Genomic DNA, 19800 nt, shown 5'->3' with positions numbered 1-19800 from the left:
TGTGAGTAGGAGGTTATGCTATGTCACTAGTACCCTTGAGGATTCCAATGGGCTATGCTATCTGCTTTAATAAATTTACTGATATTGATCCAATATCTTGTAAAAGTGATGATGGTTTTCTAGATAACTGGGAGTATTTCACCGAAGATATTTTACAGATAGTTCAGATGAAACTTGAAGATGGAGATTGGATAATACCCAAACAAGGTAAATCGATAATAGACTTGGGATGGTATCCAGATGGTCAAGTAATTGGTCAGTATAATCTTAAACAAGTCTATGTTAGTGAATATTGGGAAGTAATTCGAGAAAAATGTACCAGAGATAGGTATGAAATAAGAGATATTATTGAGGATTGGATGGAGAATCCACCATTATCACAAACGAAAGAGTAACAATAAAGTGAGGGGACAATAATGCAGGAATATATACTACCAGAGAACTTATCTAAAATTTCAAACGGATATACATGGAGAAGAATTACTATTGGTCATTCAGAATCTAAAACATACTTACTGACAGGCACTTCAGTTAATCTTTACTTAAAAATTCAATCCCTCACCGCCATTGAAAGCCTATTGAATGAGAAAAATCGATTGGAATGGTTACAAGGCAAACTTTCTGTCCCAGAAGTTCTGTATTACGGTAAAGACTATACAAATGAATATCTGCTAATAACGGAGATTGCAGGAGTAAATGCTTCTGATAAATCATTCGAAATGACATCATCAGCAATAATGAAGCAGTTGGCTGCTGGATTAAGAGAAGTTCATGAAGTTAAAATAGATAACTGCCCATTTAATCAGAGATTGGAAAGCAAAATTGAGGAAGCAAGAAAAAGGGTGCAAAACAAACTTGTTGACGAAGAAGACTTTGACCAAATTAGACTTGGCTTATCTCCAGAAGATCTGCTTAAAGAGTTATTATTCAAAAGACCTATGATGGAAGATTTGGTGTTTACACATGGAGATTATTGCTTGCCAAATATCATCATCGACAATGATAGATTTAGTGGTGTTATAGATTGGGGCAGAGCAGGAATTGCGGATAGGTATCAAGATTTGGCATTAGCCGCTAGAAGTATTACATATAACTTTGGTAAGAAGCATGTTCAGCATTTTCTCGATGAATATGGTATTAAAGAACTAGATGAATCCAAAATCTATTTCTATCAGTTACTTGATGAATTTTTCTAGTTGATAATACATGGATTTCATTGCCAAAGTGTCTATAGAGGAGCGCTTAGGATGTGGCAAGATATTATTGTTAATAGGATTCTAACAAAAGCTGAACTTTCCCATGGGTTATGCTGTATATTTGGGATTGGCTGTTCCAAATTAAGGATTACGCCAAGCATTGAGATTTTAATGGATAGTTCTGACGCTGTAGTCATTTGCGAAACAAGAAAGTGTAATACTGATTTCCCTTTAATATTAAGTATCTATTTTAGCGGCAATGCTCCAAGAGATACTTTAACGATGATAGGCGAGTTTTGTGAAATCTTAAAATGCGAAGTAATTATAAGCGAAGATAGTATAAACCCATTTACTATGCTCTTGGTCAAAGGGAAAGACTTGTTGGAGCAAATCACCGTTGATCTTAGTAAGTTTGATGATAATGAAGGATTTGAAATGTTGTAAATCAAATGTTTGGTGGTGCTTGAATTGTCTGTGTTAGCCTTTATCTTAGAACCAGTGAATGATTACGAAAAAAAATTTGAATCATTGGAAAATATAAGTGAAAGAGAAGATTTTTGCTCTTTTGTCGAAGCTTTAAGGCATGATTTACTTAATAATCGAGATCAATGGGAGAATATTGCTTTGAGTGATTTTTTAGAAGCAATGCAAGCATGGGTTGAAGATATGGATGGTTATTACACTAGCAAAGGAACTGAAATACCAGTACAACCATCTTGGCGAATATTTAGTGAAATTCTAATGGCTGCTCGTATATATGAATAGGCTTAGAAAAGGATTATTACCGAAACGTAATGCCGAAATGATTTAAGAATTTAATAAATTGGAGTGACTGACCTGGTGACAGTAGATCGTACAGAGGAAATATTGAAATTTTATGGATTAGAACCTGATCAAAAGCATATTGAGAGCATACGTTCTTTGTTAATTTACGAAGTGAATAATCGAAACTCTGAAGACAATGAATACATGAAAACAATATGCATTTTATTATTTGTTCTTGGTCATGTGGAAGATACATTGCTAATATGGAGCGCGAAAAGGAAAAACTTTGATGCAGGCAACTATATTGAAGTTCAATTGCTTTGTGGAGCGGGATTAGAGGAAACAAAGAGACATCTGAAAAGCGTTAATACTTTACATGCCATTGACCAGCTCAAGTATTTGGAAAAGTCTGAACGCAGCAATGATTTTGTGAATTTCACAAGAGAGAATGTAATCAATTTTTATAAAAGATATTATGCAATCAACCAATAATAGATAGTGATTATTATGAGACCAATGAATTTAGAGGCACAAGATACGCGACTGAAGAATGAATAAAGGTGGGCGATAAATCAATGAAATTTGAATATAGATTGTCTGGACTAGGTTGGGCTGATGGATGTATTGAAATTAATGAAAACATCTGCTATTTTACAACAAGCTATATGACAAATGCATTGAAAGATTTTTTAGATGTGCTGGTAAGTGTAATTCCAAGTTGTGTGCCTGAGGATGAGCTGAAAACTTCAAACACATTTGAATGGTACGAAGAGCCAGCAGGTACTCAGTGGACATTAACTAGACAAAACTGTAAAACTATTCATATTAATATTGTTGCATACAAAGATATTCATCAAAGACTTGATCCAATGATTGAGATAGATGCACATTGTGACATTGTTGATTTGGTTTATGTTGTTGTTCAAGAATTGGATATGCTCATTAAAACTCATGGAATTATTGGTTTCAAGAAATGTTGGGATAGACATGATTTCCCTTTAACCAACTTCTTGATTCTGAAAAATTACTTACTTAACAACAACAATATTGATGTAATTGAGTATGAAGAAAAGGGCTGTCAACTCCTTAAAACTGATATTAACAAGGACATTGAGTTGTTGTTCATTAATCTGGAAATTAAATGACTAAATTGAAGTGATTCGAATGAATAATTTTCACGCATACAATAGACGTTGTAGGTTATTTTTTCCATTGTAGACCACTAACTTTATATTTCAAAGTGACCACTGGACAGTAGGAAATGACGAAATAGCTTTGATTCTACTAGTTTTTTTACAACCTTTACCGAATCGAAAAGTGCGCTTGATATTGGAGAGTAAGGAAGCTTGATGCAAAAGCTGAACAACAAGCTGTCTCAAGCTAAACCCTACTGGACAATCGCAATAAAACGCTTTATAATCAATGAGCAGGTAACACGACATTGACTTGGATATCATTCATGCGGGTGTAGTTCAATGGCAGAACGCTAGCTTCCCAAGCTCGAGGCGAGGGTTCGATTCCCTTCACCCGCTTACCACTGTAAACCCTTGATACTTAAGGGTTTTTTGTTTATTTATTTTCCTTCATGAATTATCGACACGTTATACATGCAGGAAGGTTCATTCTTTCAATATGCGAAGCATAGGAAGAGCTTATATAGTCCAATCTAAGGATAATACGCGTAAACCATTCCAACTAAGGAGATGTCGATATGGCCAGACGAAGAGGACGCAATCTGATCGTGCCCCAGGCTTCACAAGCTGTTGAGCGATTCAAGGGTGAGGTTATGCAACGAAAGGGGTATTCGGTTAATATGAATGAACCTGGAAATGTGAAGTACGAGGTTGCCCAGTCTTTGGGGATCCCGCTCACAACAGGACGTAATGGACATTTATCAACAGAGCAGGCTGGTAAAATTGGGGGACAAATTGGCGGATCGATGGTTCGTGAAATGATTTTATTGGCACAACAGCAGCTTATGAACAACAATCAGAACAAATAAAATTCCATGCTTAATATATATAAGAGGACCGGAGCTCGTCGCGATCCTCTTTTTGTTTGAAATCATACAGTCATTACTGATTTTCTTGTTCTTCAACTTCACAATTCTGCTCTGTGTTCAAGTCAACGGCTGAACGAAACTCCTCCTCGTTATGGGAGGAAAGTTTATCTCCAAACTGATCCAGCCGACTCGGATTGCTTGCAGATCCGTCATTATCCGGTTTATTGTTTCTGCCTGTCATAAAGTCACCCCCTTACGGTTAGGGTTTCCTAAACAGGATGCTCCATCCACAATATTAGCGGATAATTTCAGTCAAAGCTGGTTCATCCTGGTTGGGCAGCAGTGAATAAGGCAATTCGCTTATTTTGCACTCTCGTCCTTCTTGCGAAACGCTATATAACTAACGACAAAAGCAACGGCAAGGGCACAAATAACCGGTACATAGATATACAAATCATTCATGATAAGACCCCATTTCCTAAGATTATTGGGAATCGTCTGCTACTTATAATTACCCTAATAATCTACATACAACGCAGTACCCCCAAGCGGCGTGGAGATCACGCTGGAATGAACCGTATCTTACGAGAAAATCCCTTATAGGAAATGTCGGTTTTAAGCAGGAAAGGCAATAGAACGTATCGAATGTATGGGTAGCTGACTCCATCATCACGGATTTTACACTCACAACAGGAACAAGCAGCATGCAAATTATAAGGAGGCTCAATAATGAAGATTAAACAATGGCTCACGGCGACAGCGGTGGCTACCAGCAGTCTGATCTTACTATCGTCCATTGCATTTGCAGCAGATCCGGTGAAATCCGACTTGGTGCTCAAGCTAAATGGGAAAGACGCTGAATTTACGGCTCGAACGTATTTGGTGGACAACAGTTTGTATGGACCCGCTGATGAGGTTGCGAGACAGTTGGGCGCTGAGATTACTTGGAATGCCACTGCTAAGACGCTTGCTTTGCGCAAATCCGGCAGCACACTAGAATTTACGGCAAATATGAAAGCGGTTAAAGTAAACGGGGTTGAGCTCGCCTTGGCAGCTCCTTTGCAAGTCGTCGGAGAGAAGCCATACGTTCCGGTTCGCTTCATCTATGAATCCCTCGGTTATACCATAGGTTATGATTCCAAAACACGTGTCGTCAGTGTGGGCTCGGATAGCAAGCCAAGCTTGTCGGTATTGGGCATTAACGAAGGGCAATATGTTCTGGGCAGTGAATTGAAAATAGCAGTATTGGTGCAGAATCTAACGTTAACCGATTTTACAGTAAACAAAACGCCCAAGGCAGGTGAAGGCCACCTGCTGGTGTGGCTCGATACAGATCTCGATCCCAAGCTGGCTATCACCTCGTATAAAGGTGAACCGATCGCATTCAATCAGATTAAGCCTGGCGAGCATACATTGACCGTGCAGTGGGTAGGCAATGATTCACTGCCACTTCAACCTGATTTGAAGCAAACTATTAAATTCAACAGCGCGCAAATATCGATTTTGGCTGATTTGGACCCGCAGAAAGCAACTGGAATGCGCACTGAAGGTGTTATTGCCAATACCAAGGGCCATGTATTTACGGTAGATTCAGATTCAAAGAAGCTGTACCGTATTATGGCGGATAGCGGCAAGGCGGATGTGTTAACCGAGCTGCCGCGTGCGGCAACAGGTCTGGGATTAGATGCAGCCGGTAATCTGTATATGGCGAGCGGCGGTCAGGAGGGTGTCATCCTGAGGGTGCTGGCCAAGGATTTGGAAGGCGGAATGTTCGACACTGCAAAGGTAGAAACCTACGTCAGCGGTGTGGCGGGTGCGAACGGACTGGCTTTCGATAAGAAAGGCAATTTGTATGTGACCGGCGGAGCCAATGGGAATATTTATATGGTTACACCGGATAGGCAGTTAAATACGTTTAAAAGCGGTCTGCAGGCAGAGCGTACAGACCAGCTAATTGTCGTTAACGGAATCGCATTTGGTCAGGATGGCAAGCTGTACGTATCGAATACAAGCAGCGGGGAAATTAATCGCTTTACGGTGAACGCTGATGGTTCACTTGGCAGTACAGAATTGGTGGCAAAAAGTGCTCTGCTCTATGGTGCTGACGGTATTAACTTCGGTCCGGACCATGCCCTGTACGTCTGCGCCAATGAGCGTAATTCGATTGTCAAGGTAACGCTGGACGGCAAGGTAACCGAGGTTGCGCATAACGATAATAATGGTCCTTTGGAATTTCCTGCAAGTCCTTATTTTGTAGGAAATACCCTGTATATAAGCAACTTTGACCAGCCGCGCGGCGATAATAAGCCAAACGAGCCGGGAATAGGCGCTTCTATCGCCCAAATTCAATTAGGAACTGTCAGCAAATAACTCCATACAAAAAAAGCTTGCAGGGGTCCTTCCCTGTAAGCTTTTTTTGTATTAGACGTCCGTGCCGCTAAAGCGGAGCAGATGGATAGGGCCGAATAAATCGTTGAGCGAATTTATCCCGTTCCTTGGTAGTGAAAAGCTTTTTGACCAGCTCTTTCCATTGTTTTTGACCGGGTTCATCATGAATTTTTTTAAAGCTTGCTTTCAGGTACATCTCAATAGACCGTCTTTTGGCGTCGATCCCATATAACTGGTTTTTGAATGGCGCGTTTAGAGTGATTTTACGAACTGCAGGAATTTCGTGCAGCAGCCGAATGGTTACTTCCATGATCAACTTATGAACGGTATCGATCGCAGGAAAATAGCTATTGAACTCCTCTTCGGTTAAGGGAGAGTCGGGTTTAGCTTCTTTGAGTTCTTTATAGCTCGTATAAAACTGAATAAAAACTTCATTCTGATTGCGAATCTCGGCTATTTGGATCATAGAGGCACCCCGGATAGAAGGGATGAACTCTTGGAATTTCTTGAGTTCCTCATCGCTTAAATTCGGCTGGGGCGCAGGCACATCAACAGACTCGACACGTGGAGGTTCATCTGTTGGAGCAGAGCCCGCGAACGATTGTGGTACACAAGCTCCAAGCGTAACCATAATGATCCCAATGATTCCTATAAGCCTAAGTTGTTTATACATGCAGCTATCCCCCCGGCATCACTCGTTTGCAAATTGCAATTTCTTGGATGTTAACGAAACCTTTAGTTAAGGCTTGATGCTAAGGGTGACACTGGCGGTTTTGCCATTCTGTGATTTGGCGCTGATAGCCGCTTTACCAGAGGCAAGAATGTGCACGTTACCGTCTTCATCTACCGTAGCAACCGACGTGTTGCTGCTTGACCAGGTGATATCTTTGTTGGTCGCATTGGTCGGAGCGATTGTAGGGGTCAATGTGAAGTCAGGGTCGCCAACCTTGAGATTTAATGTGGTTTTGCCCAACGAAATGCGGGTGACTGGTTGTATCACATTAACCTCAGCAGCAGCGGTGAGCCCTCCGTCAGTGGTAGTAGCCGTAATGATAGCGGTTCCTGACGATTTGCCCGAGACAACACCTTTATTGCTTACAGTAGCGATGGCGCTGTTGGAGGAAGACCATGTAATGCCTTTATTAGACACATTCATCGGCTGAATGGTAGCAACCAGCGGGGCCGTGCTGCCTGCATTTACCGTGAGACTCGTGTTATTTAATGTTATGCCAGCCGCTGAAACCGAATCACCATAAGTTAGATTAACAGTAAGCAATATATCCGTGGCTAATGCCGTACGCATATAATCGGGTGAGCTGTAGCTGTATGCCGATATATTACCGAAGCTGCTAATGGCAGACTTCAGGTCATTGGCAATACTTTTCTTGCCTGTATAACGAGCGGTAAAGGAAGGCTGATTGGTGGCCATGGTCTCTTTAATTTTGGTAGCAAGCTGCGCCGGGGTAGAGATCGTATATTCATCCTTTATATAATCCAGGTCAAGCGATTGCTGAAGCTTCTGATAAAAATCGGCTCTTGCCGTATCCGTGTTTTCTTTGCTCAATAATGTGGTATTAAAATCGACTGTTGCTGCTGGATATTTCTTTTTCCAAGTGTGATTGGACTTGATCTGGGCGTCGGTCAGATTGTAGTAGCCATAGGCAAGTCGGCCTGCTGTATCGGGTACAGGATCATCCCAGGTTGTGTCAAGATGATACCAGTTGCCTTCCAGCTTGACCAGATTCCATGTGTGCAGCTGACCTCCGGCTGTTCCTTCAATAATTTTATTTTCCAGTCCTGCATCCGACAGCATCCGATAGGCGAGTAGGGCATAGCCTTGACATACTGTTTTTCGGTTGCCAAAAAGTCCGGCGTAAGCAGAGTGCTGTACCAATGACGTATCGTAAGCGAGATTAGAGATGATCCAATCGTGTATCGCTTTTTCTTTTTGAAAATCGTTCATGTCAGGTGTAATAATTTCAGATAATATATCGCTTACTCGTGCAGCAACATCTTTGGATTGATCTTCAGTTTCCCAGTAAGTAAAAGTTAAGTTGATTGTCGAAGAATCCTTGTCGGGTGACAACGTGTAGCCATAGGACTTCGTACTGTAAAGTAAATAATCGTCTTTCTCATAAATGGCTGCCAGTATAGCGTTCATACTGGTCTTGGATAAGGCACCGCCTGTGTAAGTAACACTGAAGGAAGCTGGTTTACTGAATATGGCGGCTTCAAGCTTAGCTTGCAAATCTTTGAGATCGGTCGCTGTTTGGGCAGCTGCATAGACAGGAGTTTCCCACCACAGGGTAGTTGTGAGACTAGAGCTTAAAAGGAAAGCAGACAGCAGCAGTGTCTGAGGAATACGTAAATTCATGTACGACAAGTCTCCTTCTATTCTCTTGGATGATATTAATTAACCTACATACTATTTTTATCGACATCTGCACACGAAAAGTAAAGTATTTATCAATAAAATAAGATAGGGAATTTAAGGGGTCAGGCAGTGTGAATGAAACGATTTGTGTGGTATAATTTGTATATTACACTACGTTGGGGACGCATATAATTACACTCACTCCGCATCATCCATTAGATGACCTACGAAGCTCAATTTGGCACAATCCTGACATGCTAACCATGTAAGTTTGGCTTGGACAAGCAAGGATTCGCTTATGATGCAAGTTTTGCTATGCAAAACCGAAGGAGGCTGTTTATGACTGTACAATGGGGAGTACAAATACACTCCGGTTATCATTGCCACAAGTGCGATCAGCAAATGGACATTATACTGCTTTATAAGCCGACCAACACGATATTTTTGTTTAACGGGTATTTTTTTCATACCGAATTAGCTTATGAGAAGACCGCGGCTATGATCGATTTAGCGAAACAGTACGGGATTATTCTGGAGAACAGATACAGTGCCTTTATCAAATCGGAATATATCATGCACGTTTGCCCCCACTGCGACGCAGGACAGGGTGATAACTATGTTGTCGTGGATAACCAGCAAATCAACAGTACGCTTATGAAAAAAAGCTTTATTGCCGTATATGAGGAGCAAACTGAGCTCTGGAACGAGATTCCCTTGGAGCAGTGGAGAAGAAAGCTGAGCGAGAGTCCCGCTATAAGGCCTGTACAACTGGTTGTCCCTTTGATGGAAAAGGATAAAGCATTAAAGCTGGGAGCGCAATGGAATTCCAGAAATAAATCCTGGTATATTCCCGGTGATGCCGATCTAAAGCCATTTGAGCAGTGGCTGCCGACCACAAAGGGTTGGATGGAGTAGAAATATTGGCATTTTCAGATCAAATTGTCCATACAGATACAATAGATAAAGTAGGAGTTGTCACGGAGGTATTCGTTGGCAGCTCCTTTTTCATATCATCACAAACATCTATGCGTCCAGTATGGATGAATCCGTTGGAAGAGCAGGAAAAACAGCAGTATGCCAGTCAACTTCTCAGACACTCCATAGTGGTGTAAGATAAGATTATAGTGCAGCCTTGGTTTCTGATGTCCGAGCGGAATACCCAGTAATAACCAGCAGGTCTGCACACGATTTCAAAAAGACAGGTGATCGATATGCTGTATCTGAACCCGAGTATAACTCAGACACAAAATTTGAAATTGAACACGATGCTGATGCAGAGCATGCATATGCTGCAAATGTCTTCTACGGAGCTACTGGACTATTTGGAGGAGCAGACTATACACAATCCGCTGCTGGAGGTTGCTTTTCATTCTGGATTGCCTCAGTCAAGGAGGAAAACGCTCTCCTCAAAACCTTCGATGGAAGTAGACAACTATGAGGATCCACTGCTTAAGGTGGTCAGCAAGCAGGATGAGTCGCTCGAGATGGTGCTGCTTAGCCAGCTTCACCTCAGTCCAATTCCGCAAAAGTATATGGATATTGCCGAGTTTATTGCCGGCAGTCTCAATGATGACGGGTATTTGACGATCAGCTTGGAAGAAATGAGTGCCTGCTTAGGACGATCTGTGGAGGATATAGAAGAAGCGTTGAGCTATGTGCAAGCTTTGGAGCCAGCCGGTGTTGGCGCCAGGTCACTGCAGGAATGCTTGCTGATTCAAATTAACAGAGATCCTGATGCCTTGGAGCAGGCTGCACGTATAACTAGCGCGTATTTGCAGGAGATAGCAGCAGGGAAGCATCGAACGATAGCAGACCAATTGGGAATTTCCCTGGACCAGGTCAAAAAAACGATTCAGTACATCAAAACATTGAATCCACGGCCCGGCCTTGTCTACAGCACTTTTACAGCATCTCCTATCGAGCCGGATGCGATCATTTACAAAAATGGGGATCAATACACAGTGGTGATTAATGAGGCATGCTACCCTCAGGTGCACATGAATGATTACTATAGGCAGCTCAAAAAGGAAACCTCCTGTAAGCAAACCAAAACGTTCATAGGCCAATATGCGCCATCCATTCAATGGTTAATTCGTAGTCTGGAGCAAAGAAAAGCAACGATAAGCAGAGTGGTTCTAGCGGTCATGGAAGAGCAGCGGCTCTTTTTGGAGAAAGGCCCGATGTATGTAAAACCACTCATTATGAAAGCGATCTCAGAACAATTAAACCTGGATATATCTACCGTCAGCCGGACGGTTAAAAATAAGTATGTGCAAACGCCGCGTGGTGTGTATCCCTTGAAGTATTTCTTTTCCAGTAAATTAGAATTAAGTGGGCAGGAGCCGGCATCTGCACAAAGCATTAAAGCCCAAATCATGCAGCTTGTGAAGGAGGAGGACAAGCAGAATCCTTTATCCGATCAGCAAATTACCGATAGGCTGGTTCAGCAGGGCTTGCAGATTTCTAGAAGAACGGTGATGAAATACAGAGAAGCGCTGCATATTTTATCGTCTCGATTAAGATCCTCATAGTATTCGTGTTTCTAACTATCCGGTGAATAAGGAAGGAGGTTCGTCTACCGTGCCATATGAATCGGTTACCGCCAATTTATGGGAAAATATTATTGCCTCCATGCACAATGGTGTCATCGTCGTGAATTCGGATAATCAGATCTCACTGATGAATGAATCCGCTCAAAAGCTGCTGTCTGTTCATAACGAGGACTGGAAGGGACAAAGTATCAAGACGCTGATCCCCAACTCCCGAATGCATGAAGTGCTGGAGGGTGGAGAAAGCTCTATTGGTGAAAAGATGGTGATTTCGGGTCGGGCCTGCATGGTCAACCGGACACCGCTATACGAAAATGGGGACAGGGTTGGAGCCATTGCTGTCATTCAGGACATATCGGAGATGGACCATTACCGCAACCTGCTGAAGCAAATGGAATCGATTATCGAATTCTCGACTGACGGTATCTATGTTGTAGATCGGGAAGGCGTTACGATGCAGGTCAATACGGCATATGAAGAAATCACCGGTTTCCGGAGGGACGAATTGATCGGCCGACGCATGGTCGATTTAATGTCGGAAGGGTATTTCGATCAGTCGGTCTCCTTGCTGGTGCTGGAGAGGAAGCAGCGAATTTCCATCATTCAACGAATCGGTGGCAAAAAAGATGTGATCGTGACTGGCAATCCTGTTTTTGATGAGCAGGGGGGCCTGGAGATGATCGTTACCAGTGTTCGTGATATTACCCATCTTAACGATTTGAGGATGGAATTGGAGAAAGCGCACACGTTCTCACAGATGCAGAACAATCGGTATACGATCAAGAGTGGGGAAACCGAGCAGAGCATTATTTTTCGCAGTCCGCAAATCAAGAAGGTGTATGAGCACATTCAGCAGGTGGCTCCCTATCCGACTAGCATCCTGTTATATGGCCCATCCGGTACGGGCAAAGAGGTGATGGCTAATCTGGTGCACGATCTTAGTGAACGCAGAGAGAAGCCTTTTATCAAAATCAACTGCGGTGCTATTCCCGAGCATCTGCTCGAATCGGAGTTGTTTGGTTATGAAGCGGGTGCGTTTTCAGGGGCGAGTCGGAACGGAAAGATCGGATTGCTGGAGCTGGCAGATCAAGGCACGGTCATGTTTGATGAAATCGCGGAGCTTCCATTGGCTCTTCAGGTAAAGCTGCTAAGGGTGCTTCAGGAAAGGCAAATGCGGCGTATAGGGGGAACGAAATGGCGTCATTTGGACATACGAATCGTCGCGGCTACGAATCAGGACCTCAGAAATCTGATCAAAAGCGGGAAGTTCCGGGAGGACCTGTTTTACCGATTGGCCGTCGTGGAAATTGCGATCCCTTCCTTGGCAGAGCGACACGAAGATATTGAGCCATTAATGGATCATTATTTTACTTATTTTTGTCGTCAATACCGGATAAATAAACAGATGTCCGAAGAAACCAAGGATATCTTAATCCAATATCATTGGCCAGGGAATGTCAGGGAATTGAGGAATTTGATCGAAAATATGATCGTTTCAGTTCCATCCACAATAATTGAGCCGGTTCACCTGCCGCCACATATTCGTGATCAAGGCCAGTTCGATCCATTCACTTCATTAAAAGAGCGTGTTCAGCAATTTGAACGGAGATTGATCCATGAAGTCATTGAGAAAAACAGCTCGCTGAGAAAAGCTGCCGAGCAGCTGGGTATTGATCATTCAACGCTTTTGAAAAAAATGCAGCGATGGGATAAGGGATAATAAATCTGATAGGTGTGGGTGGTGAATTATTTCCGCAGAGCGGTGATAAGATTCACCACCTTTTTTAACTACAAGGGAAGGAGGAATGGAGGACTTGGATATGCTACATGTACCGATGAAACGTATCTATGGAACACGTGACAAGCATACAAGCGCATCTCTGGATTTATGTATGGAAGCTATGCTGCACAATGGTGGTGGTGATTTTTTTCACCATTAGAATTTTCGGGCTGGATATATGGAGTGTTAAGATAGCTTTTTTGGGATTGGCACGGTTTTTGCATATATATTTAATTGTATCCATAGTGAAGGAGGTATTCCATTTGGAAGTGGAAACCAAAGGTATTTTTGTCAATGGGAAATGGAAAGTGACAGAACGCACTTATGATTTGCGTGCTCCTTATGATGGTAAGGTGCTGGCGTACATTAGCAAGGCCGATGTGCAGGATGTTCAGGAGGCGATAGGTGGGGCGCATCGAGCATTTCAAACGATGCGTAAGATGCCTGCCCACCAGCGCTCCGATATTTTGTCCAAGGTCGTGGAGCAATTAAAGGAAAGAAGAGAAGAAGCTGCGCAATTGCTGTCACTCGAAGCAGGCAAGCCGATTCGTACCGCAAGAGCGGAGATAGGCCGTACCATAACGACTTACCAGTTTGCAGCGGAGGAAGCCAAACGCATTTATGGGGAAACCATCCCGATGGATGCAGCTCCTGGTGGAGAAGGGCGACTTGGTTTTACATGGAGGGAACCTTTGGGTACGGTTGTCGCGATTTGTCCATTTAATTTCCCGTTTAACCTCGTGTCTCACAAGGTGGGTCCAGCGATAGCCGCAGGCAATACCGTAGTCCTGAAGCCAGCCGAGCAGACGCCGCTCAGCGCCTTGTTGATTGCCGAGCTGTTCCAGAAGGCCGGATTGCCGGACGGAGCTTTGCAGGTCGTAACGGGAAGCGGCAGGGAAATCGGGGATGCTCTGGTGGAGGATGAGCGTGTCAAAAAAATTACGTTCACAGGAAGCTCTGAGGTTGGCAAGCAGATTAAAGCGAAGGCTGGACTGCGCAGAGTGACGTTGGAGCTTGGTTCTAATTCGGGGCTTATTGTTGAACCGGACGTTCCGATCGAAGCGATCATTCCGAGATGTGTCGAAGGAGCGTTCGCATTCGCCGGGCAAGTGTGTATATCGCTGCAGCGTATTTATGTTCATGAATCGATTTATAGTGAATTTGCGGAGCGTTTCATCGCTCAAACCGGACAGCTGCGGGTCGGCGACCCAACCGATGAGCAGACGGATATCAGTGCTATGATTCATGAACGGGAAATGGAACGGATTGATTCCTGGGTGCAGGAGGCGGTGGTGGCCGGTGCTAGAATCGGTTGTGGAGGCCGACGTGAAAATTCGATTTATTTACCGACGGTTCTGCTGGACGTCAAACCGGATATGTCGGTTTCGTGCAAGGAGGTTTTTGCTCCGGTCGTATCAATCGTCCCTTACAGCAGTCTGGATGAAGCCATCGAAATGGTTAATGATTCGGTTTATGGTCTGAATGTAGGTATTTATACGAAGGATCTTGAAAAGGCCTTCCATGCAGCTCGCGAAATTCAAGCCGGTGGTGTCATTGTCAACGATATCCCGACATTCCGGGTTGATCATATGCCTTACGGCGGTGTTAAAGAGAGTGGTTATGGACGTGAAGGCGTCAAGTATGCGGTTCAAGAGATGACTGATTTAAAGTTTGTTTCGATCAAAACCCAATTATAGGAGGAATTATACATGTCAAATATTATTAAAGCGCGCCCTAAGCTGTATGTGATGGATAACGGTCGGATGAGTATGGACAAAAACTGGATGATCGCGATGCACAATCCGGCTACGCTCAATAATCCGAACGCGCCGACGCAATTTGTAGAGTTTCCGATTTATACGGTTCTTATCGATCATCCGGCAGGCAAAATCTTGTTCGACACTTCCTGCAACCCTAACTCGATGGGTATTGAGGGGCGCTGGACGGAATCGACACAGCAAACGTTCCCGTGGGTAGCGAGCGAGGAGTGTTACCTGCATAACCGACTGGAGCAGCTAAAGGTAAGACCGGAGGAAATCAAGTTCGTTATTGCCTCTCACTTGCATCTGGATCATGCCGGATGCTTGGAGATGTTCACGAATGCGACGATCATTGTCCATGAGGATGAGTTGAATGGAACCCTTCAATCCTATGCACGCAACCAAAAGGAAGGCGCTTACATTTGGGCGGATATCGATGCGTGGATTAAGAATCATTTGCAATGGAAAACGATCAAACGGGGAGAGGACAATCTGGAGCTGGCCGAAGGCATAAAAATTCTTAATTTCGGCAGCGGCCATGCGTGGGGGATGCTCGGTCTGCATATCGAAATGCCGGAAACAGGCGGCATTATTCTCGCTTCCGATGCTATTTACACCGCAGAGAGCTATGGGCCTCCGGTGAAGCCTCCAGGGATCATCTACGATTCGATTGGTTACAGGAACGCCGTCGAGAAAATTCGAACGATAGCGGAAAGAACGAATTCGCAAGTATGGTTCGGCCATGATCCTGATCAATTCAAGCAATTCCGCAAATCAACCGAAGGTTATTACGAATAAAGGAGGCGTCATCTATGAGCTTGTCCAAACTGGTCTATACGCCGCTTAACTACATGGGATGGGGGTCATTGGAGCAGCTATGGCCGGAGGTGGCGAGATACGCGCCATCACGAATTTTGCTAATAACCGATGCTATTCTGGAGAAATTGGGAATGATTGAGCCTATCTCTTCCAAGCTCAGGCAGCAGGGCTATGAGGTCGTTGTATATACGGATGTAGTTCCCGAGCCGCCGCTTGAGGTTGGCGAGAAGCTGGTTACCTATACGCGGGAAGGGAATTTTGAACTGGTCATTGGTGTTGGAGGTGGCAGCGCAATGGATTTGGCCAAGCTGGCCGCCGTATTAGCTACGCATGAGGGCAAGGTTGCCGAATATTTGAATTTGACGGGAACGAAGAAGCTGCAGCATAAAGGGCTGCCGAAAATCCTGATTCCGACTACCTCAGGCACAGGCTCAGAGGTGACCAACATTGCGGTGCTTTCGCTGGAAACGACCAAGGATGTCGTCACGCATGATTATTTGATGGCGGATGTGGCTATCGTCGATCCGCAGCTGACCCTTTCGGTTCCGTCGCGTGTGACCGCGGCAACGGGCGTGGACGCACTCACCCATGCGATTGAAGCGTATATCTCGGTCAATGCGAACCCGATCACAGATGGACTGGCGCTGCAGGCGATCCGCCTGATTAGCGGCTCACTTAGAAAGGCGGTAAAAAACGGACAGGATCAACAAGCGCGCATCGATATGAGCTACGGCAGCAATATGGCGGGGATCGCCTTTTTCACTGCAGGCGTAGCCGGTGTTCACGCGCTGGCCTATCCGCTTGGCGGTCAGTTCCATGTCTCACATGGGGAATCCAATGCCGTGCTGCTGCCTTATGTGATGGGCTATATCCGCAGCAGCTGCACGAAACGAATGGCCGACATTTTGCAAGCGATGGGCGGGTATGCCAGCTATTTGTCGGAGGAGGAGGCCTCTCGTAAATGTGTAGATGAGCTGGAGCGACTCGTTAGTGATGTCGGCATCCCGAATACACTACGTGGGTTCAATATTCCTGAAAGCGCTTTGGAGAGTTTGACGGAAGACGGAGTTAAGCAGAAGAGACTGCTGGCCCGAAGTCCTCTTCCACTTCTTAAAGAAGATATCCGTACGATTTATCAATCGGCCTTTGATGGAGTCATCACTGAGCCAGCGTGACCATGTATATGATGAACATAGATAAGCCGGTCTTCCCTTTTTGGGATGGCCGGTTTTTTGATGCGCAAATCCGTATTCGATTTCCATGTGATGACATTGTTATGAAATACATACTCTTTCATCAATTGCTTATTGTCACGGGATTGTGCCGCTCTCTATACTGAAGCCGTAATCGCCGATTTGGCTAAAACAGGGGGGAATCAGATGAACGATCATGAACACGTAGAAACGCTCATTGTAGGTGCTACATTTGCTGGAATAGGTGTCGGGGCTTGTTTGGGAGAGAACGGATTGATTGTAGAAAGAACGATGCTGCCTGGACACGAATTTATTAACAGCTATCAGCCAGGGAAAGGCTGGAACATCGAGCGGCAGCAGCCGCTAGCTGAGCAGCTTCAGCAGCAGTGGCGCAGCAAAGGTCTGCTTACCAAGGATGGAAAGGTCCATCTCGGAGGTATCGCACCCACTGTCCATAAGCTGCTGCTCGATTCGAAGCAGCCGATTCGACTGATGAACGAGATTGTTGAAGTGTGTCCAAATGAAAGCGGCGGCTGGAGGGTTACGGTTTTTGATGCGTCAGGCATTCGCACATTGACGGCGGGACGGATCATTGATACGACCTCGGACTGTCGTTCCGCTCCGGGGCGTTATCAGGCCAAGGCCAAATTCATTGGCGCTGCGCTGCATCGTACAAGTACGGAAGAAGCACAGAACGAAATACCTCAAGCATGGCAGCGTGCTATCATACCTGGTGCTTATGCTTCAGAGGCTTATTTGCAGCTGCCGATCGATATGGGTGCAACCTGGGAGCAGGCGCGGTACGAGCTGTTTCAATCCTGGAGTGAACGACCTGAGGAGCTTAAGCCATGGACAATTGCTGCGATTGCCGATGCATTCACTTATCACGTATCCAGCGGGCATGAACAAATTGCGGAGGGTTGGGATTGGCTTCCATCCTGCGCTTACGATAATCCATTGGAAGCGATGGAGGCGGGCATCCGCTACTACGAAGAAAGAGTGGTGATCTCATCATGATCCTTATGCAGCGTGAGCAAGGGGCTGCTGTCCCTGTACAGGTAGAGAATCGATTATTTCAACAAACCTATGATCTTATCGTGGTCGGATTAGGTACAGCGGGAGCGATAGCAGCACTGACTGCTGCCAGCAAGGGACTTCGCGTGCTGGGATTGGAGCGGCTGAATGCCATGGGCGGCGCCGGAACGATTGGCGCAGTTGTTGGCTATTACTATGGCTCCAAAGGCGGGCTGTTTGAGGAAATTGACAAGCAGGTGCAGCAGCTTGATTCCGTTGGTTTCACGAAAGCGGGCGGTGTCAATGCGGAGCTGAAGAAATATGTACTGGAGCAGCGTTGTCTGGAGGCCGGGGTGTCCGTACGTTATGAGTGTGCTGTCATTGGAGCTTATCTGGAAGGATCAACTGTCCAAGGCGTACGCTGGGTCGGGCCGAGCGGGGTAGAGGAAGCAGGCTGCCGCATGCTGATCGATGCGTCTGGAGATGCCGAGGTATGTGCGATGTTTGGAGCTGCGATGCTGCCGCCAGGTCGACCTGTAGACGGAAAAATGCAGCCTTATTCCCATCCTATCGTATCTGTCCAGAACGACGTGGTAAGAGCTTTTTATACAGATTCGGGCTATGTCGATCAGACGCAGGACAATGAGCTGACACAAGCTATTATGCAATCCGCCTGCATGCCGACGCATCTCCCTGAACAGTTCGATGAATCTCGTAAATTTCTGAAGCTGGCACCTCAGCTTGGTATTCGCGAGGGCCGATTCATCCGTGCGGAAGAGCAGGTGACGTTCGCCGATGTACTGAATGACCGATTGTCGTCGCAGCCTTTGCTGTATGCTTATTCCAATATGGATAATCATAACAAGGACATTGCCTTTGAAAGCGTGCTGCAGCAGGATTGGGCCGTTGCTGCCAGCCTGTGGGGGATTACCATATCGGTACCTATTCCGCTTGGTGCCCTTATTCCGCAAGGCTTTGATAATGTGCTTGTGGCTGGACGTGCGCTTGGTGTTGATCACGATCTGGCTTCCTGCGTTCGGATGAAACGCGACATGCAGAAATGTGGTGAGGCAGCGGCATTGGCCGCTTACGTTGCGATCAGCGAGAAGCAATCGCTTCACTCCATAGATTACGAGCAGCTTCGTCCACTACTGCTCGAAAACGGCTGCCTGAATCCTTCCAATCATTTCGGGATGAAGGACAGCATGTCGACACAGGACGATCAGAATACGATCGTGTCCTGGATAACCGATCACGAAACGATCCAGGAAGGCTTGGCTTCGATCAGACCCGGAATTGCAATATGGTCGTCCCGAAGAGAAGGAGCTGCCATCAACGCTTCACTCAGAGAATGGGTGACACAGCAGGAGGACGAAAACCTGCGAAGGCACAGCGCTTTCGCACTGGCTTTGCAGGGAGATGCAGCGGCTATCCCTGTGCTCAGGGAAATCATGAGGGAACGGGATACGTTTGTTCCAAGAACGAGCCGCAAATATAATCAGGTTCGTGGCTACGCTTCGATTTATTTACTCGGCTTGCTTGGTGATATGGAAATCGTGCCCGAGCTGCTCGAGATTATACACAGCCGCGAGCAATTTGTTAATTTGTCTACGGATGTTGAGTTTATCAATCATGACGATGAATACTTTTTCCAATACTTTTCGTTCTCGCTGATGGCGCTGTTTCGGATTGCCGAGCGGAATCGGGGAGTACGTGCCGCAATCATCAAGACGATAGGCCCCCTTGTCAGCGAACCGGACTTTTCGATCATGGTGACAATGAAGCCGACCAAGGATCTTGACTTTGATATGGCAGGTACGATTCGACGTATCGTTAATGAGCGATTTGCCCAATGGCAGGCAGAAGAGAGCGCGGTTCATTAGGCGGATTGTCATCATTTGCACAGGCCTATCATCAATTGAACATAGCTTTTCTGCTTAACCGTTTTATAATTGAACTA

General features: G+C 45.2%; 21 protein-coding genes and 1 tRNA gene. 19 read left to right on the top strand and 3 right to left on the bottom strand.

Translation table 11 applies throughout. The annotated features are described in order from the left end of the window. The first annotated feature begins 20 nt into the window (after positions 1-20). From BK127_RS37670 to BK127_RS37635, 8 genes are all read left to right on the top strand, one after another. A complete protein-coding gene (locus BK127_RS37670) occupies positions 21-395 on the top strand; it encodes a hypothetical protein (RefSeq protein WP_076237827.1) in 375 nt (124 codons plus the stop codon). A 21-nt stretch (positions 396-416) separates the two neighbouring features. Next, a complete protein-coding gene (locus BK127_RS37665) occupies positions 417-1196 on the top strand; it encodes an APH(3') family aminoglycoside O-phosphotransferase (protein WP_076237826.1) in 780 nt (259 codons plus the stop codon). Between the two features lie 51 nt (positions 1197-1247). Continuing rightward, a complete protein-coding gene (locus BK127_RS37660) occupies positions 1248-1640 on the top strand; it encodes a hypothetical protein (protein ID WP_076237825.1) in 393 nt (130 codons plus the stop codon). Positions 1641-1652: 12 nt separating this feature from the next. Next, positions 1653-1961 (top strand): DUF7660 family protein, encoded by a 309-nt coding sequence (locus BK127_RS37655; RefSeq protein WP_445667542.1) that lies wholly within the window; start codon positions 1653-1655, stop codon positions 1959-1961. Positions 1962-2036: 75 nt separating this feature from the next. Beyond that, positions 2037-2453 (top strand): hypothetical protein, encoded by a 417-nt coding sequence (locus tag BK127_RS37650; protein WP_076237824.1) that lies wholly within the window; start codon positions 2037-2039, stop codon positions 2451-2453. 83 nt (positions 2454-2536) lie between these two features. Continuing rightward, entirely contained in the window at positions 2537-3106 is a 570-nt protein-coding gene (locus tag BK127_RS37645) for a hypothetical protein (RefSeq protein ID WP_076237823.1), read from the top strand. A gap of 316 nt (positions 3107-3422) precedes the next feature. Next, positions 3423-3493: transfer RNA gene (locus BK127_RS37640), tRNA-Gly, on the top strand. A gap of 179 nt (positions 3494-3672) precedes the next feature. Beyond that, the gene (locus tag BK127_RS37635) at positions 3673-3963 is read left to right on the top strand and encodes an alpha/beta-type small acid-soluble spore protein (protein WP_076237822.1); all 291 of its coding nucleotides are present in this window, start codon (positions 3673-3675) and stop codon (positions 3961-3963) included. Positions 3964-4036: 73 nt separating this feature from the next. On the opposite strand, the gene BK127_RS44215 is transcribed toward BK127_RS37635, so the two are convergent. After that, positions 4037-4204, bottom strand: a complete 168-nt coding sequence (locus tag BK127_RS44215; RefSeq protein WP_179097744.1) for a hypothetical protein — start codon at positions 4202-4204, stop codon at positions 4037-4039. Between the two features lie 488 nt (positions 4205-4692). Between BK127_RS44215 and BK127_RS37630 the strand changes: the two genes are divergently transcribed. Further along, positions 4693-6333 carry a stalk domain-containing protein gene (locus BK127_RS37630; protein WP_076237821.1) on the top strand — a complete coding sequence of 547 codons (1641 nt, stop codon included), beginning with the start codon at positions 4693-4695 and terminating at the stop codon, positions 6331-6333. A gap of 67 nt (positions 6334-6400) precedes the next feature. On the opposite strand, the gene BK127_RS37625 is transcribed toward BK127_RS37630, so the two are convergent. Next, a complete protein-coding gene (locus BK127_RS37625) occupies positions 6401-7024 on the bottom strand; it encodes a hypothetical protein (protein ID WP_076237820.1) in 624 nt (207 codons plus the stop codon). A gap of 66 nt (positions 7025-7090) precedes the next feature. Next, the gene (locus BK127_RS37620) at positions 7091-8725 is read right to left on the bottom strand and encodes an Ig-like domain-containing protein (RefSeq protein WP_076237819.1); all 1635 of its coding nucleotides are present in this window, start codon (positions 8723-8725) and stop codon (positions 7091-7093) included. A 339-nt stretch (positions 8726-9064) separates the two neighbouring features. Here BK127_RS37620 and BK127_RS37615 point away from each other — a divergent pair, with 339 nt between their 5' ends. From BK127_RS37615 to BK127_RS37575, 10 genes are all read left to right on the top strand, one after another. Next, the gene (locus tag BK127_RS37615; RefSeq protein WP_076237818.1) at positions 9065-9640 is read left to right on the top strand and encodes a DUF5710 domain-containing protein; all 576 of its coding nucleotides are present in this window, start codon (positions 9065-9067) and stop codon (positions 9638-9640) included. Between the two features lie 5 nt (positions 9641-9645). Next, positions 9646-9837, top strand: a complete 192-nt coding sequence (locus tag BK127_RS37610; protein WP_076237817.1) for a hypothetical protein — start codon at positions 9646-9648, stop codon at positions 9835-9837. Between the two features lie 99 nt (positions 9838-9936). After that, complete coding sequence (gene rpoN / locus BK127_RS37605) at positions 9937-11256, top strand: RNA polymerase factor sigma-54 (RefSeq protein ID WP_076237816.1); 1320 nt, start codon at positions 9937-9939, stop codon at positions 11254-11256. Positions 11257-11305: 49 nt separating this feature from the next. Further along, the gene (locus tag BK127_RS37600; protein WP_256711614.1) at positions 11306-12994 is read left to right on the top strand and encodes a sigma 54-interacting transcriptional regulator; all 1689 of its coding nucleotides are present in this window, start codon (positions 11306-11308) and stop codon (positions 12992-12994) included. A 94-nt stretch (positions 12995-13088) separates the two neighbouring features. Further along, complete coding sequence (locus tag BK127_RS45205; RefSeq protein ID WP_256711613.1) at positions 13089-13214, top strand: hypothetical protein; 126 nt, start codon at positions 13089-13091, stop codon at positions 13212-13214. A 103-nt stretch (positions 13215-13317) separates the two neighbouring features. Beyond that, entirely contained in the window at positions 13318-14751 is a 1434-nt protein-coding gene (locus BK127_RS37595; RefSeq protein WP_144026677.1) for an aldehyde dehydrogenase family protein, read from the top strand. A 12-nt stretch (positions 14752-14763) separates the two neighbouring features. Continuing rightward, entirely contained in the window at positions 14764-15612 is an 849-nt protein-coding gene (ahlS, locus tag BK127_RS37590; RefSeq protein WP_076237815.1) for an AhlS family quorum-quenching N-acyl homoserine lactonase, read from the top strand. Between the two features lie 14 nt (positions 15613-15626). Further along, a complete protein-coding gene (locus BK127_RS37585; RefSeq protein ID WP_076237814.1) occupies positions 15627-16808 on the top strand; it encodes an iron-containing alcohol dehydrogenase in 1182 nt (393 codons plus the stop codon). Positions 16809-17012: 204 nt separating this feature from the next. Further along, complete coding sequence (locus tag BK127_RS37580; RefSeq protein ID WP_076237813.1) at positions 17013-17843, top strand: hypothetical protein; 831 nt, start codon at positions 17013-17015, stop codon at positions 17841-17843. Further along, positions 17840-19723, top strand: coding sequence for an FAD-dependent oxidoreductase (locus BK127_RS37575; RefSeq protein WP_076237812.1), 1884 nt, complete (start codon positions 17840-17842; stop codon positions 19721-19723). Before BK127_RS37580 ends, BK127_RS37575 begins: the two co-directional genes overlap by 4 nt. Positions 19724-19800 lie beyond the last annotated feature (77 nt).

The sequence above is a fragment of the Paenibacillus sp. FSL H7-0331 genome (assembly GCF_001956045.1).
This window is presented reverse-complemented; position numbering and strand designations above follow the sequence as displayed.